The 17,219-nt window shown below is 45.5% G+C and carries 13 protein-coding genes; 5 read left to right on the forward strand and 8 right to left on the reverse strand.

Going from position 1 to position 17,219, the window contains the following annotated elements:
- Positions 1-6 precede the first annotated feature (6 nt).
- Complete coding sequence (locus BN1546_RS09700; RefSeq protein WP_090737289.1) at positions 7-1,503, reverse strand: sensor histidine kinase; 1,497 nt, start codon at positions 1,501-1,503, stop codon at positions 7-9.
- Positions 1,500-2,186, reverse strand: coding sequence for a response regulator transcription factor (locus BN1546_RS09705; RefSeq protein WP_014599406.1), 687 nt, complete (start codon positions 2,184-2,186; stop codon positions 1,500-1,502). Before BN1546_RS09705 ends, BN1546_RS09700 begins: the two co-directional genes overlap by 4 nt.
- Before the next feature lie 241 nt (positions 2,187-2,427).
- On the opposite strand from BN1546_RS09705, the gene BN1546_RS09710 reads away from it, so the two are divergent.
- The 5 genes from BN1546_RS09710 to BN1546_RS09730 all read left to right on the forward strand — a co-directional run bounded on the left by BN1546_RS09710 (position 2,428) and on the right by BN1546_RS09730 (position 8,153).
- The gene (locus BN1546_RS09710; protein WP_090737291.1) at positions 2,428-4,767 is read left to right on the forward strand and encodes an ArnT family glycosyltransferase; all 2,340 of its coding nucleotides are present in this window, start codon (positions 2,428-2,430) and stop codon (positions 4,765-4,767) included.
- A 17-nt stretch (positions 4,768-4,784) separates the two neighbouring features.
- On the forward strand, positions 4,785-5,876 hold the full coding sequence (locus BN1546_RS09715; RefSeq protein WP_090737293.1) for a glycosyltransferase family 2 protein: 1,092 nt from the start codon (positions 4,785-4,787) through the stop codon (positions 5,874-5,876).
- A gap of 3 nt (positions 5,877-5,879) precedes the next feature.
- A complete protein-coding gene (locus BN1546_RS09720) occupies positions 5,880-6,302 on the forward strand; it encodes a GtrA family protein (protein ID WP_090737295.1) in 423 nt (140 codons plus the stop codon).
- Positions 6,299-7,180 (forward strand): UTP--glucose-1-phosphate uridylyltransferase GalU, encoded by an 882-nt coding sequence (galU, locus tag BN1546_RS09725; protein WP_058711948.1) that lies wholly within the window; start codon positions 6,299-6,301, stop codon positions 7,178-7,180. The genes BN1546_RS09720 and galU overlap by 4 nt, the downstream gene beginning before the upstream one ends.
- A gap of 145 nt (positions 7,181-7,325) precedes the next feature.
- On the forward strand, positions 7,326-8,153 hold the full coding sequence (locus BN1546_RS09730) for a class I SAM-dependent methyltransferase (RefSeq protein ID WP_090737298.1): 828 nt from the start codon (positions 7,326-7,328) through the stop codon (positions 8,151-8,153).
- Between the two features lie 163 nt (positions 8,154-8,316).
- On the opposite strand, the gene BN1546_RS09735 is transcribed toward BN1546_RS09730, so the two are convergent.
- From BN1546_RS09735 to BN1546_RS09760, 6 genes are all read right to left on the reverse strand, one after another.
- Complete coding sequence (locus BN1546_RS09735) at positions 8,317-9,063, reverse strand: glycerophosphodiester phosphodiesterase (RefSeq protein WP_058831189.1); 747 nt, start codon at positions 9,061-9,063, stop codon at positions 8,317-8,319.
- Between the two features lie 90 nt (positions 9,064-9,153).
- On the reverse strand, positions 9,154-10,215 hold the full coding sequence (locus BN1546_RS09740; protein ID WP_058831188.1) for a hypothetical protein: 1,062 nt from the start codon (positions 10,213-10,215) through the stop codon (positions 9,154-9,156).
- Between the two features lie 24 nt (positions 10,216-10,239).
- Positions 10,240-12,135 (reverse strand): HSP90 family protein, encoded by a 1,896-nt coding sequence (locus tag BN1546_RS09745; RefSeq protein WP_090737300.1) that lies wholly within the window; start codon positions 12,133-12,135, stop codon positions 10,240-10,242.
- 415 nt (positions 12,136-12,550) lie between these two features.
- Complete coding sequence (locus BN1546_RS09750; RefSeq protein ID WP_090737302.1) at positions 12,551-14,065, reverse strand: arabinosylfuranosidase ArfA; 1,515 nt, start codon at positions 14,063-14,065, stop codon at positions 12,551-12,553.
- 246 nt (positions 14,066-14,311) lie between these two features.
- Entirely contained in the window at positions 14,312-15,094 is a 783-nt protein-coding gene (locus tag BN1546_RS09755; RefSeq protein WP_090737304.1) for a muscle M-line assembly protein unc-89 Uncoordinated protein 89, read from the reverse strand.
- A gap of 265 nt (positions 15,095-15,359) precedes the next feature.
- Positions 15,360-17,207: an ABC transporter ATP-binding protein gene (locus tag BN1546_RS09760; RefSeq protein ID WP_090737306.1), complete on the reverse strand. Its 1,848-nt coding sequence runs from the start codon at positions 17,205-17,207 to the stop codon at positions 15,360-15,362.
- Positions 17,208-17,219 lie beyond the last annotated feature (12 nt).

Consider the following 17,219-nt stretch of genomic DNA (forward strand, 5'->3'; position numbering starts at 1 on the left):
GCGATACTATACTGTTCCTGCTAAAGGCAGCGTTACTTTAAATATACTTCCCGTTCCCAGTGTACTTTCAGCTGTAATGCTCCCTCCGTGTGCTTCCACGATTGATTGCGTAATAGCCAGACCAAGGCCCGCTCCGCCTGAGCTGCGTGTACGCGATTCATCTCCACGATAAAATCGCTCAAATATCCGCTCCAGCTGTTCCTTCCCAATGCCGGGTCCATTATCACGAATTTGAATATCTGCCAGCTTCTTACCAGCCGATAGGTTGACATGGATCACGCCCTGCTCTATATCGGTATGTTGAACAGCATTGTGAAACAGGTTAAGTACGACCTGTTTGATCTTATCGCCTTCTGCCAATACGCGAACACCTGCCGTCATATCAAAAAATACCTTACGTGTGCCTGCCAGCATAAGGAGCTGTGGCTTCATTTCCAGCAGCAATGCATCTAGCGATATATCTTCCAGCTTCAACTCCGGTGTTCGGTCCAGCTTAGCCAACAATAGCAAATCAGAGACAAGCTTGTTCATGCGCTTGGATTCACCATACATACTTTCTAGTGCTGATTGGAGCTGCTTCGGATTGGATGCTGCTCCACGAAGCAGCACTTCCAAAAAACCGTGGATGGATGTGAGCGGGGTACGCAGTTCATGAGAAGCATCCGCAATAAATCGTCGCATTTGCATCTGCAATTCCCGCTCGGCAGCAAAAGAATGCTCCAGCCGCTCCAGCATTCCATTAAATGAAACTGCCAGGCGATCTACTTCATACTGACCCTGCTCTGCGTCAAAGCGCTCGTCCAAATTGCCCGCATCAATACGTTTGACTGCCTCGACCATTCTGGAAAGGGGCACTAATGTACGGCGAAGCACAGGAAGCATAAGCGCCAAACCAATCGCAAGTGCAATCAGAGACAATAAAATAAAGGTGCGGAGTTGATTAATCAGCTGCTCTTGCATGGAATTCGTGGATACGCCCATTTGCAGTAACCCTGACGAACGGTCTGGTGGACCGAGCGGGCGAAATACAACCAGCTGCTCTTTTCCCTGTGCATCCGTAATTAATTGATAGCCGTGACGCATACGCTTGCTCTGTTGCATTGCTTGATACTGCTGAGTGGTGAGGCGCGGCGGTTTAAGCCCATTTTCGTTGGACAAGCTCTGGAAGGTGCCGTCTATACCTATAGAAGCAAGCGACATATCCGGCCAAAACAGAAACGGCCCCGGTCGATTACCTCTCCGATTGGTATCATCTTGGGGAGCGGCGATCCCATCCCTACTATTTTCCTGTGAATCCTTAATCAATAAGTCGACAGGAATTGAATTCAGCTGTGTATTCATAGCGTCTGCTCGACTGCGATACAGAAAATCTTTCATTAGAAAGTATTGGAGAAAACCGATCAACACGAGCAGCAATGCCAAAATGAGTAAGGTTCTGGCCAAAAGCTGGGACCGGAGAGAACGAAGCGCATATTTTCTCCGTTTTTTCCTCCCCGCCTTCATAACAGATCCACTCGGTACCCAACACCACGCAGCGTCCGAATGACCCGATGCTCCTTATCTTTGAGTTTTTCTCGCAAGGAGCGAATGTACACTTCCACAATATTATCCTCTCCCCCAAAGTCATACCCCCAGACTCGGTCCAGAATACGACTTTTACTCAGCACGATTCCGTGGTTTAACACCAAAAACTTCAATAGTTCGTATTCGGTAGGCGATAGCTCCAGCACCTGACTCTGATAGCGAATCTCCTTTCGTCGATCATCCACTTGAAAGGGTCCGTGAACCACTTCCCCCAACAGGTCAGGGAACTGATTTCGCAAACGCGCTTCAATACGAGCCAGCAGCTCATTAAAACTGAAGGGCTTAACGATATAATCATCCGCGCCGAGCTTGAGCCCTTTTACCCGATCGTCCACATCATCCTTGGCGGTCAGCATAATAACTGCGATGTTATCCTCTGTCTCCTTGAGACTTTGGCATACCTCAAATCCGTTCATTTCAGGCATCATTACATCCAGCACCGCTACATGCGGACGAAACTCTCTTGCCAGATCGAGTGCATCACTCCCGTTCTCGGCGGTTCTGACTTCATATCCTTCATTAATCAGTCCAAGCTCTAAAAATTGCAAAATATGAGGCTCGTCGTCCGCCAGCATAATCTTAACTCCGTGTATTGGATTCATTATTAATCTTCCCTTTCATATTGCTTCATTTTTATCATATTAAAAGTCGATTCATTTTTACCTGTATCTAATATACCTGAATCCTGCCGTAAAAAAAGCACCTCACCCCAGCTTTCAGCTAACGTTCAGGGAGCACTCAGAACCCATTAAGGTACGTCTGGCATGATAATAGCAAGCCGGTAGTTCACCGGGCCAAGATCGGAATAAATACAAAGAAACTTTCACAGGGAGTGGAATGAACATGATTAAGAAATGGTTTAAGACCAGGGCGGACATCCCCTTGATCATCATTATGCTGATATCCGCATTTTTGAACGGATACAACATCTGGCAAGACAAGTACGTAAACACCTACTACACGACGGCAGTAGCAAGCATGCTGCAAAGCTTTCACAATTTCTTTTTCGCCTCACTTGATTCTGCAGGATCGGTAACGGTAGACAAACCGCCTGTGGTGTTCTGGATTCAGACGTTGAGCGCCTATATATTCGGACTTCACGGATGGAGCGTGATCCTGCCGCAGGCACTGGCTCAGGTCGGCTCGGTCTTGCTCGTTTACTTACTCGTTAAACCAAGCTTTGGTACACTGGCCGCACGTTTGGCTGCCTTCGCCATGGCAACAACACCGATAGCCGTAGCGGTTAGCCGCACGAATAACATTGACGCTATGTTGGTCTTCACATTATTGCTCGCAACTTGGCTATTGTTCAGAGGCCTTAAAAATAGCAAAACCGGGCTGATCCTGGCTGCTTTCGCAGTCGTCGGCATTGCCTTTAACGAAAAAATGTTGCAAGCCTATATGATCGTTCCTGCGTTGGGCCTGTTCTATCTGCTGGCTTCCAAGTATAACTGGAAACGAAAAGCCATAACGTTGGCAGGATCGGCAGTGGTTCTCCTGATTGTATCGCTCTCTTGGGCAGTCGTAGTGGATTCCACTCCGGCCGATGAACGTCCTTATATGGGGAGTAGCGGAACCAACTCTGTACTGAATTTGGCCTTCGGTTATAACGGCCTGTCTCGCCTGACAGGAGATCAGGGGACAGGTGGCAATCGTGGCGGTCAACGCTCAGAGCAAAACAATAACGCTGCAACGAATAGCAACATTACGAACACGGATCAGATCCAGACGACTACATCCTCCAACAGCACTACCACTACGGATGACTCTGGTGCCAACAACATGGCAGCAGGCGGACCCGGTGCAGGTGGTCAAATACCACCCGGCGGATTCGGGGGGAACGGACAAGGTGGAGAGGGCCAGGGTGGTCCAGGCGGTGGCCAGGGTGGAAATTCCGGTGGCGGCATGTTCGGTACTGGTGAAAAGGGACCTTTGCGGTTGTTCCAATCTTCCCTGTCAGGCCAAGCCAGCTGGCTGCTTCCGTTCGCAATCATTGCTTCCATCGGCCTGCTTGCCAGTATTCGACGCCGTAATATCACACGGAAACATAAAGAAGTTATCTTCTGGCTCGCCTGGTTGATTCCCGTAGCTGCATTTTTCAGCGTAGCAGGTTTCTTCCATCATTATTACCTAATTATGCTCGCACCACCGATTGCAGCGCTCTTCGGAGCAGGATTCGTAGAATTGTGGCAGCAGTATCGTGAGCGTTCCAACTGGCTCTCCTGGCTGTTACCCGTGGCAGTATTAGCAACATCGGTATTTAGCTGGTTCATTCTACAAAATTACAACGATACCATCGGCAGTGGCTGGTCCATCGCGGTATTGATCCTAGGGATCATCGGCACAGCACTCCTGGTGGTAGCACGAATGAAATCCGAGAAGTTCACAAGATACGCTATTATCGCAAGTGTACTCGCTATGTTTATCGGCCCTGTGTACTGGGCATTGACACCAATCGTCTACGGGGGGAACAGCATGATTCCGCAAGCTGGACCGACTCAATTTGGCGGCGGCGGTGGCGGAATGCCAGGCCGCAATGATGGCAATAGAGGTGCAAGCTTCAATGGTCAACAAGCCGAAGGAACTCAAATGAATAACCAGACTCAAAATGCAGAGAATTCCAACTCTGATGGAAATACCTCAAGCACACAAACAAGTGCAGACGCGGAACAGAAATCTTCTACCCGCTCCAGAGGAATGGGAGGTCCGAACGGCAGCCAAAGTTTAGATCAAAAAACATTGAGCTACTTGCAAAAAAATAACACAGGTGAAACCTATCTTTTCGCAGCAAGTAATTATTCAACAGCCGCTCCTTACCTGGTCGAGGCCGGACAAAAAGTAATTATTATGAACGGTTTTGTGTCTTCCGATCCGGTCTATACCGTCGATAGAATCAAGGCGCTGGTCGAAAGTGGGCAAGTGAAATACTTTATGATTTCTGGTGGCGGCGGTGGACCGGACGGCGGCAACTCCGAAGTCACTGCTTGGATCAAAGAACACGGCAAAGTAATCCCTACAGATGAATGGAAAACAACAACCACAGCAGAAACAAGTACAGCAGTGAAAGCAACGAACAGCGGAAACGACACCACGAACACCAACGCAAGCGCTCAGGATGGTCAAGGTGGATTTGGCGGAGACGAGCGTGGCGGAAGCGGTACTTTATACGAAATCACATTATAAATGAGGAGGAACTACGAATGAGTGAACCTATCCGTTATTCCATAGTTATCCCGATGTACAACGAGGAAGCCGTTATTACAGAAACCTATCGGAGACTGAAACAAGTCATGGGCTCAATGGGCGAGCCCTACGAGCTGATCTTCGTAAATGATGGAAGTTCGGACCGCAGCGTCCAACTCATCAAGGAATTCAGTCTCAGAGATGACACGATTATATTGATTGATTTCTCTCGCAACTTTGGTCATCAGCTAGCAATTACCGCCGGGATGGATTATGCGGTGGGAGAGGCGGTCGTCGTCATTGACGCTGACCTCCAAGACCCGCCGGAACTGATTGTTGAGATGGCTAACAAGTGGAAGGAAGGCTATGAAGTCGTCTACGCCAAACGACTCAAACGCAATGGCGAAACTCGCTTCAAGAAATGGTCTGCCAGCCTCTTTTACCGCGTACTTAAAGCATCAACGGATATTAATATCCCGGTCGACACCGGGGACTTCCGCCTAATGGATCGCAAGGTCATAAATGAATTGAAACGTCTGCCGGAAAATAACCGATTCGTACGCGGTCTGGTCAGTTGGATCGGTTTTAAACAAACTGCTGTTGAATATGAGCGCGATGAGCGGCTCGCAGGCGAAACCAAGTATCCGCTAAAACGCATGATCAAGCTCAGTCTCGACGGGATCACATCCTTTTCGATTAAGCCGCTCAAGCTGGCAGGTTATATCGGCGTACTTTTGTCCATGTCCGGCTTCCTGTATCTGATGTATGTATTGTTTCTTAACTTTTTCACCGATTCCTATGTGATGAAAGGCTGGTCATCCATGATTAGCATCAGCCTGATCTTCGACGGAGTGATTCTGATTATTCTCGGTATCATGGGTGAATATATTGGACGGATTTATGACGAAACCAAAGCACGTCCACTCTACATTGTCCGTGAGCGTCTAGGTGGACAATACGATAACGGTCCGACACATGCTATGAAGGTTCCTGAACAACGCGAGTCCCTGTACATGAAAGGAGCCCGTGACAGTCTGATTTCGGGTGGACGTACAGTACGCGACAACAGCGCGGTATATACTGGACCCCAATCCGGTCATGGGGCCTAATCTATGAAAAGTCGCATGGCCCAGCTGCTTCCTATGATCCGATTTGGCATCGTAGGTCTGGTGAATACAGGAGTAGATTATATCATTTTTATGCTACTGGCTTGGAGCGGAGTGCCGGTCGTGGTGGCGCAGATCATTTCGTACAGCTGCGGCACAGCCAACAGTTATATTTTGAACAGCAAATGGACATTCAGCAAACAACAAGCAAACAACACAAGCAAAGGTCAGTTACTCAAATTTATCGTCATCAACCTCATCGTATTGGGGATAACCTCCTTATTGCTGCAAGTGCTTCACACTGAAACCGAGCTGCCGCTTGCTTTAGGCAAGCTGATCGCCACCGCAGCCGGAATGATCATCAATTATATCGGGAGCCGATACTGGGTGTTCGGTTCCCCATCCCGAAAGGAAAGTGAATCTCTATGAGAAAAATTACAAAAGCCGTTATCCCTGCCGCCGGTTTGGGAACCCGTTTTTTGCCAGCTACGAAAGCTTTACCAAAAGAGATGCTTCCAATCGTAGATAAACCAGCCATTCAATATATCGTTGAAGAAGCCATCAAATCTGGAATTGAGAGCATCATTATCGTTACGGGGCGTAATAAAAAAGCCATCGAAGACCATTTTGACAAGTCTGTAGAGCTGGAGCAAGTACTGGAGAGCAAGGGAAAATATGATCTTCTGCGTGAAGTTCAAAGCATCGGGGGCAAAGCCGTCATTCACTATATCCGTCAAAAAGAACCGCTCGGCTTGGGACATGCGGTGCGCTGCGCCCGTCAGTTCATTGGCGATGAGCCCTTCGCCGTGTTATTGGGCGATGATATTATGAATTCCTCCACTCCGGCGATTCGTCAGATGATGGATGTATACGAAGCCACTGGCAAGCAAGTGGTCGGCGTGCGTACGGTAGAAGAACAGGATGTAAGTAAATACGGCATTATTGGCTCCACTCACCAAAATGGCCTTATTCATGAAGTCGGCGGACTTGTTGAAAAACCATCCCCGGCAGATGCTCCTTCGCGGCAGGCTGTCATTGGTCGCTATGTATTGGAGCCTTCTATTTTCTCCATATTGGAGAACATGTCCACTGGAGCGGGCGGTGAATACCAATTGACAGATGCTCTGCATCAAGTAGCATTGCAAAACCAGCTGCTTGCATTGGAACTGGAGGGCACACGCTACGATATTGGTAATAAAGCTGGCTATCTGGAAGCAGTGCTCCACATGGGCATGCAGCGCGAAGATTTGCGTCCAATGCTTGACTCCATGATGCGTGAGTGGGCACTTGCTTCAATGATAAAATAGGCAAATTTCCTCCTACCGAAATCCGATGATGTTGTGAAATCACGAAAGTAGCTGGTTAAGCACATAAACTTGTACAATGTAAAAGTATAGAGCATCGGAATTTACGCGGTCGCCCGGCCGAAACTAAGGAGGAAAAGAAGCCCCTATGATACCTGAGGGAAATCTGCAAAGTAATGTGGATCGTTTCAATGGCTTTGCCGACAACTACGATCAACACCGTCCAGAAGCGCCATCACTCGTCGTGGAAATCATCAGCCGCTATCTGGATCGGAACGTAGCGCTAGTTGCCGATATTGGCTGCGGTACTGGGCTCTCTACTTTCATATGGAAAGACACCGCTCGTCGAATCGTCGGCATCGAGCCTAACCCGGACATGAGAGGGATAGCGCAGCGCAAGCTGGAGAGAGCAGGAACGACAATGACAGGTACCATTTCCTTCGAAAGCGGGTTCTCCAACAACCTGCCCTTTGAGGACGGCACTGTAGATGTCATCACCTGTTCTCAGTCCTTTCACTGGATGGACCCCGAGAGCACACTCCAGGAAGCAGGCAGGGTCTTGGCACAAGGCGGCGTGTTCGCAGCCTTTGACTGTGACTGGCCTCCTGTGCTGCAATGGCAGATAGAGCAGACTTATACAGAGCTTATCACCAAAGCTGATACCGTTTTGGAACAGGAAGCTCCTGTAGAGCAACAGGCTCATAAATGGAGCAAGGATCAGCATCTAGCTAATCTGCATCATAGCGGGCAATTCCGCTATATTCGGGAGATTGTCTTCCACAATCGTGAGCAATGTGACGCTGCTCGTTATACTGGGCTCGCTCTTAGCCAGGGAGGAATTCAGAGCCTGTTCAAACTTGGCAATCGAACGCTTGACGACGATATAGCCGGCTTCGTGAAGCTGGTTGAGAATCATTTTGAAGGCAGAACACTGGATATCCTGTTCAGCTATCGTATGAGACTCGGCATCAAGTAGAACGGAATCAAAATCGTCGTGATGATATTCACTTCGGCTCAAGCCAAAAAAAGACTCTCCTTGTCTCGTGAAAGCGAGTACGTAGGAGAGTCTTTTTTCTTTTAATACATAGCTACATCTACTTCCCTACACTCCTTAGCTGTAGGTTTACTGCGTCTTCCTCTTAGGAAGAGTGGACAGCTAGAATGTGCGCCAACCGATCAGGATAGTCTGTGATGATCCCGTTCACTCCGGCCTCCAGCAGACGCTCCATTTCCTCCGGCTCATTCACCGTCCATGGGTGGTAGACGACGCCTAATGCCAAAGCCTCGGACACCGCTTCCGGTGTAACCACTTGCTTGTAGGCATGAAGTGCTGTAGCCCCGAATTGGGTTGCATACTCCGATGGGCGAACCATAATCTCAATATAGAGCGCTCCCGTCTTGATCTCGGGGGCAATCTGCGCACAGAGCGCGAGCGATTCATGATTGAAGCTGGATAAGATCACCCGCTCTTCCAATCCAAAGCACTTCACAGCGGCAATGACCTCTTCCTCCATCCCCGGATAGAGATGAATGCTATTTTTCAGTTCCAGATTAATAATAGTATCCGAGGACTGTGCCAGTTCCAGTAACTCACCCAGCATCGGTACCCGCTCGCCTCGAAATTTCTCATCAAACCAACTGCCTGCATCCAGTTTATTTAATTCTTCCAGCGTGATATCTCTTACATCCAGCGGGCAACCTGTCGTGCGCTCCAGCGACTCATCGTGAATCAGCACCAAATGCCCATCTTGGGTACGCTGCACATCCGTTTCAATGCCTGTTGCTCCCAGTTCCAACGCGTGGCGGAAAGCCGCCATCGTATTTTCAGGACATACCCCGGAAGCTCCGCGATGCGCAAAATTAATTACCTTCTGGGTCATAGTCACGATATAATCCCTCCTGTCATTTCAAACAAGAATATTCTACTCGTTCATTGTTTGGGCTGTATAAAATATTCGCCACAGTCGCCTGTTCTTCTACGCCGGTTGAACAATCTTCCCAATCCATTTCGAATAAAATGCATTTCCATTCCGTCGATCAAATTCAGCTACCGCAGACTCTGCCAGTGGTCTGAAGTACGCAATGATCTCTTCTAACGTACGTTCCTGTTTGCCCCATTCAAAAGATGCAGGCATCCGAATCAAACGAAGTTTTCTCGAAGTATCCAGCTTTTGCAGCAGCCCTACCATCGCTGCGTAAAAATACATTTGCTCCAATCCGCTCTCATAGTCCAATGCGATGTGCAAATGACGTTCCACCACTCCGATTCCTTCAATCGGATTTGCAACCGTCAAATACTCAATATGCTCTGCTATCGTTTTCAGGAAGTCACGGTCATCACGAACCAGGCGATAGCCTTTGCGATGCTGCTCCTTCGCTTGATCAACCTCGCCTTGACGATACAGCGGCAAAAGCACCTGTGAGAGCGTCACATGCGGCACTTCTGCACATCTCATCCGTCCCGACAAAATCGGCTTGGCCACGGCAAGCGCCTGCTCGTCTTCTCCGGTCAAGTAATAGAACCGCACCATCTGGCTCTGCTCACAGGCTTCACAATCACTCATACTGTCTGGCTCAATCACGCGGAACATATCCAGATACCGCCGTGCTTCATCCAATTCACCCATGTCCATCGCGATGCGGAATTTATAATAGTAATATGGACGCTCATTATATCCGTACTCGGCATAACGTCTGCGCATATCCTCTACCAGATCCTCGATTTGAGTCTTCGATATATTCGGAAAACTGCACACCTTCCCGAGTATCCATTTATAGTTCCACAACAGCTCAACGGGGTCGTACTCCTCTGGATTTTGGTCAAATTGACCCAGCTGCCATGAAAAAGCAATCAGCGATTTCAATGGATATCCGTTAAAAATAGCACAGTCTACAATCTCTCCCCGAATTTCATAAGCGAGCTCCTTCAAGCCTGAAGAATCGGCCAAGCGAACAGCCTCTTCCAGAATCGCCAGCTTTGCCGCCCCTCCGGGCATATCCTGCGCCTGCTCCATCAATTCATATATCGTCTCTTCCATTTGAATCCTCCTCTAGTTACGCAATTACGTGTTCTGTCCGTTCCCTAATCCCCAATTGATAAAATACAGTACACTTCGGTTCATCAGCCCTAGCTCACTGCGGTTCATCGGATAGTGACCCATCATAAGCGCATTCACATACATCATTTCGGTCGCAGCCGTAATCATCTGTGTATCAGTAGCCTCAAAAATCCGTGCCACTACCGGGTTATTCAAATTAAAATATAAGGTCGAGTAGCCTGCGTTCTGCTGGACTCCTGCCTTTAGACTATCGAGCACATTGGAAAAAAGTGAAGTTGTCTCTTCAACGGTGTTTTCCATAGAGCGCAAGGTTAGTGCATCCTGTGAAATGGTGTACAGCACAGGCAAGCTCGCAGGCTCAAAACGTTTCAACTCAGCGCGGCAACGCATCGGCTGTAAAGCAGCATCCATCACACGCAGCACACCGTAATACTTTGTATGCTCTTCCTGCGTCAGTCCGGTAAAAGAAAGAGATACGTCTTCAGGGCTAAGTCGTTCTGTGTGCAGGGTAGCGTCGACCCAGTGCAGCCTTTTTAAAATTTCCGAATCATAGATATATCCGCCATTGATCACTAGCATGGATTGTGCTGCCGCCACATGCGTAATCTGACGATACTCATCCACGGTCGCCGTGTAATGGAGCGGACGTCCGCCCGCCTCTCGGATCAGATCACTCAGCTCGCGCCGTCCAAATGTACTTTCGAAGGAAAACCAGCGATGCATAATCCGCAGAAATTCATCATCCTCGACCGCGAGCGCCTTCATGGACAGCTCGTGTAAATAAATCCAGTTCTGCAAGCGGTCTGGCTCATATTCCGCCATGCGTAGCAGTTCTTCGCGAATACAGGTCCCCAATTCAGAACGAACCGCATCAAGCTGCTCATTTTCATAAAAGTATTCACGAGATGCCGTTGGTTGCAATTCGTCTGTCCAAATCAGGCTTTTAATGAAAAATGCCCATTCTGGCAATACATTTTCCGCTTTGTCGGACACGAGCATATGCTTCAGATACACCCGATGCAGCCGCTTGCTGTTCAGATTAACACTGCGAGGCAAAATGAATGCAATCCCGCCTGTTCTGCCCGATGCCGTCCGCAGCGGTATAAAATCACTGAAGCGCTCACCCATTAGGCGATAGCCTAAATCCAGCACCTCACCGCGTCGACTCCGTAATTGTTCCGGGTCCTGCATCCAGCTTGTCGATGGAAGATTGACCTGCTTAGTCTCCCCGTCTACAGACAGCAGGACAGGATATGGCAGCAAGGCTCCATAATAAAATAAGGAGTCTTTCACCTGCGCTGGCTCATAATAAAACTCGCTCCCCGGCTTACAGCGCAAATAAATTTGCGTCCCTATAGGCAGCTCAGTCTCTAATCGACGAATCGTATACGTCCCATCTGGCTTCCCTCTCCATTCCATAGAGATGCCTTCCTTCACCGAACGGGTCAGTACTACAATTTCATCGCTCACCATAAAACAAGACAGCAAGCCAATCCCAAAACGCCCGATAAATGAAGTCTCCGAGGTTAGCAAATCAGCCCCCTTCTTGGAAGACTGCCCGATGATCGACAGAAACCGATGAATGTCTTCTTCAGACAATCCAATACCGTTATCCTGAATCATCAATACCTGCTGATCCCCGGCACCGGATAGCTCTACGATGACTTTGCCTTCATAGTCGTTACTCTCAGAAACTGTATCTTCAAAGGTATTGTCTTCTTTCAATGATCTACTTTCAGCTTCAGTCTTTCGTAGCTCCTTGCGAGCCGTGATCGCATCTGTTGCATTTTGTAGTATTTCACGTATAAACACCCGTGGACTGCTATATAAATGATTGGCCAAAATATCAATCATGCCGCCCAAATTTACTTGAAAACGATATTCGTCTGTTTGACTCATAGAGATCATTCCTTTCACGAAATGCTACAGCCATCTTTTATTTAAAATAGCTATCTTTTAAAGTATAACGTGGATTTAAGACGGATTACACACCTTCATTTCAGATATCAATTCATTGACAACGGTACAACAGGGCCTTTTTTCACCCAGGAGTGTGGGCACTGGGTCTAATTAACTTCACAAAAATGTACGAGGCACGAACACTTAGTGATTAAGGATCATCTTTACCTAGTTAAATTTAGGAATAAATATAATATTTATTGAAATTACCTCTTCCTTTCGAGCACTATGTTGATGGAGGGACAAATGGCTCATTTTATACAAAAAGCCCGCATTCCTGCTCTTGTAGTAGCCTTACAAGAGAGAATGCGGACTTTTTTAGGTATAACTCAGTCCGTTCCTTTTAGAAAGAGAATTAATGAGATTTAGCAAGACGAATAACGTTCCACGAGGCTTTGCCCAAATGAGCTTTTACAATTCCGTCTTCAAGCTTGGCATTGCCACCGTTATGAGGCGTAACCTTTTCTCCAGCTGGGCTATTGGTCGCTTTGAGATCATCATGCTCCAGCACGGTATGCTCGACAATACGGTAGCCTTCGAAACTGCGTACATCTACCGTCAGCTCCAGCGATTCAGACAAGTGACGGTTCACTGCAAAGACAGTCAGCGCGTCTCCCTCTTCATCATAAACCACAGCGCTATCCAGATAAGGAATGTCTGTAAAGTCCTTGGAATCGTATTTTTCGGAATCCACTACAGGCATCAGTGATACCCCACGACCATAACGGGAAGCATGCAGATACGGATAGAAGATCGTTTGCTTCCACGCTTTTCCGTTATTCTCGGTCATGATTGGCGCAATAACGTTGACCAGTTGAGCCAGGCAAGCCATTTTTACACGGTCCGCGTGACGCAAGAACGTAATCAACATGCTGCCCACCAACAATGCATCCTCAAAGTTGTAAATATCCTCAAGCTGCGGTGGTGCCACAGACCATGGATCGATTTTTTTGTCTGCATCATTGGAGTGGTACCATACGTTCCATTCGTCAAAGCTGAGCATCATTTTTTTCTTGCTACGTTTCTTCGCTTTGATATAATCACAAGTCGAAATGACAGTATGAATAAAATGATCCATGTCCATGGAACGTGCCAGATAATTAGCCGTATCATTGTCATGGTTGCCGTAGTATTGGTGCAGGGAAATATAGTCGGCTACCTCGTACGTATGATCCAGTGTGGTTGCCTCCCATTCCGGGAACGTCGGCATCGTGGAGCTGGAGCTTCCACAGGATACAAGTTCAATGTCAGGATCAATCAGCCTCATGGCTTTTGCAGATTCTATAGCCAGACGACCATATTCCTCCGCTGTCTTGTGCCCAATCTGCCACGGTCCGTCCATCTCATTGCCAAGACACCAGGTTTTAATCTTATGTGGCTGCTCTATACCGTGACTACGACGTAAATCACTCCAATAGGAGCCTCCTGGATGATTGCAATATTCCACCAGATTACGCGCCGCATCAATTCCACGCGTACCCAGATTTACCGCCATCATTACTTCAGAGCCAACATCCTTGGCCCATTTAAAGAATTCATTCGTTCCTACTTCATTCGGCTCCACTGTTCTCCACGCCAGCTCCAACTGTCTAGGTCTGGATGCAACAGGGCCGACACCATCCTCCCAATTGTAACCGGATACAAAATTGCCGCCCGGATAGCGTATAATAGGAACATCCAGCTCTTTTACCAGTTCTTTAACATCATTGCGGAAACCGCTTTCATCACTAGTCGAATGAGTAGGCTCATAAATACCACCATATACAGCACGCCCGAGATGCTCTACAAAAGAACCATAAATGCGTTTATCGACTTCAGCAATACGAAAAGATTTGTCTACAATCATCTTTGCTTTTACAGCTGCTGCCACCTAAACCATCCTCTCTGAATGCGAAAATAAAATTTGTTGTACCTAAAATTAACAAGCCATTTTATTAACGCTTCCAATATAACACACCGTAATTAGCATGGTCAATATTATTGTTAAATACTTAATAATAATATTAAGTATTTAACAATAAAAGATAAGCATTTGGTTACGTATTTTGAACACTTCATTTTATAAACAAACCTATTGAGCAAATAGCCTCTTTACTAAATAGCAATAATAGTCCGATTAAACTGCAATATTAATCTTCACACCTGCATTCTTAGCTTTGTCTTTAGTCGAATCTACATAGGCATTGATCTCTTGTTCAGTCCACACCCTACCAACCTCTATACTTGATTCTTTCTCATCCTTTGGTTCATCTCGATCTATTATCGTCGCTTCCTCATTCACTGCTTTTCTAATGCACTCATTGATATTTGAGGCAATCTCCATAATTTTCCCATTAAGGCCTTCTGCCTTCTCACGCAAAGTAGTTGATCTTGAAGGGTTAGTGTTTTCCCAACCTTTAGCTTCGCTTTCTAATGTAATTTGTGCCCTTTTAGTGATTTTGGAAATCTTCAGCTGGTTGTTTGCTGAAACAATACTATGCATCGTATAAGTCATGAGACTTTGCTTCTGCTCCTCTGCAGTCTTGTGCGTATATTGTTCCTTTTTATCTTCCTGGGCTTCTTTTTTACTTTCCTCATCCATTCCAAATGCTTTTTTTTGTTCTTCTATTGATTGCTTCTGAATATTCTCGTCAATTTGTTGAATCTGCTTATCTATCTTTTCCATTTCAGCTTTTACAGCCTCCGAACCGAGGCCACGTTTTAGAGCATTACTTATATAGTCCGAACGCCTCTCCATCAGATTTTGCTTCTGCTCTATTAATTGCTGAATAATCTTGTTTTGCGGCTTGCCTATACTCTTCCTTTCAGCCTGAGGGGAAAGGGGATGCCGTAGTTCAAGTCGGTTGTTATCTGTGGTGTGGAACGGCGATTGGTGAGATGGTGTAAAAGATACATTCATCTTAAAACCTCCATTTCTCTTCTAAATAGTAATTCTAGAGGTATATCGGTTTTTTTGTATGTTTTTGTATATTTTATCATCACTTTTCATATTCGCACATTATCCCATCAATATTGGCTAACTCATATAGAAAATGTCCAATGTGAAGCCCAAAAGCGGGGCCTCTCGAAGGGAAGCTCCGCTTTTTTTGTTATAGTCTACTTCTCATAAGGTAAAAAACAATTCTGTTCGCAGTCCCACTATTTGCCAGAATCTCAATGCACAGTTAGCGTACATCATTAATAACTAGCGCTTTCTGGAATGTATGAATTTCGTCAGAAAATAAATTATAGTAAAACCCTCTATTTTCAATTAGTTCTTGGTGGGTTCCTCCTTCTACTATCTGACCCTTTTCCATAACTAAAATTTTATCTGCATATAAAACAGAGGTATAGCGATGAGATATGTAGAGGCATAGTCTATTATCAACGAATTTTTGAAATTGTTTAAATACTTGTTTTTCCGATTCTGGATCAAGAAATGAACTAGGCTCATCTAATACATAAACGTCAGCATCTTTGAAGAGCGCTCTCGATATAGCAATCTTTTGCCACTGCCCTCCTGAAAGCTGTATCCCCCCTTCGAAGTTTCTTCCTAGCTGTTGTTCTAATTGATTAGGCAAATCCCGTATTACCGAATCTACTCCTGTATGTTGCGCCGATTCCCATATCCTGGTATCAAGTTCAAGATCCCCTATACTGCCAAAACCTATATTTTCTCTTACTGAAAAATCAAATTGGACAAAATCTTGAAATATAACACCTACTTTCTTGTAAAGCATTTCTTTATTGTAATTTCGAACCGAGATAGAATTGATTAAAATATCTCCTTCAAAGTCTTCATATAACCCCGTTAAAAGTTTTATCACTGTTGTTTTCCCTGATCCATTCCTGCCCACTAGAGCAAGAGATTCACCACGTTTCATTTTAAAACTTATATCTTTGAGAGCCAATTCTTTTTGATCTGGGTAAGCAAATGAAACATTCTTAAATTCTATGCATTCTATCGTTGAATCAGCTTGTATACCTGACTCTCTTAGCAACATTCTAGAACTGTCTTGTTTAGGTTTTATGTTAAAAAAAGCGAATAATTCATCTAGATACAGATTATGATCACACAATGAAATCAATCCTTGAGATACTGTGTTAATATTTTGATTAGCTAATAATACTGCTTGAACTAATGCATAAATACTGCCAACGAGAAATTCTTCTTTCCATGATATTTGTATAATCATAATCAAAGCAATGGCTATAAATAATGTACTTATTACTTGAAAAGACAAATATAACGCAATACGTTTTTTGGCTAAATGCTTATCCTCTTTATAGAAAACATCAAAAATGCTCTTATATCTTGCCGTTAAATAGTCACTAAGTTGATACAATACGATTTCTTTAAAAGACTTGTCATTAGTGAGCAAATAATTAATATACCTAGATTTGCGTTGTAAAGGAGCACGTTTCTTTTTAGCTATATACTGAATTTGTGTGAACCTCAGTAAAGAATAAAAGGATGCTAGGGGAGAAAGAATGAGAATAAGTAAAATCCACCATCTGAACGCTAGTAAAATGGCAATACTAGAGCATAGTGTAACCATGGAACTTAACAAATTAATGAGTTCTTTATAGATCTGGATAGGTCTATCTATCGAGTCGTTCTGAACTCTTTTGAGCTGATTATGTACTTGCGGGTTTTCAAAATCCGAAAGATTAAATGTTGATGTTTGTTGTACTATCAATGTTTGTAATTGGTTTATCAGAGTAATTTGGAACAGTTTATCAGAGTATTCAATTAAACTTGAAATGAGCAGACCACAAAACATCACAAGAACTAAAGGGTACACTGTGCTTATTTGAAGCATATGCGATAATGGTCTTGTTTCTATTTCAGAAACCAAAAACTGTATGGAAAGGAGATTGGCAATCGGGAGTATTCCTTTTAAAAGATAACCAATGATGATGATAATAAAATAGATAGGTTTTGTATTCCATAACAACCTAGTTAATTTCGGCCAATATTGGAATGAATGAAATATAGCTCTTATATTCAAATGGTCTATCTCACGTTCCATTCATTCCATCCC

The organism is Paenibacillus sp. Mc5Re-14, assembly GCF_001049835.1.
Lineage (GTDB): Bacteria > Bacillota > Bacilli > Paenibacillales > Paenibacillaceae > Paenibacillus > Paenibacillus polymyxa_C.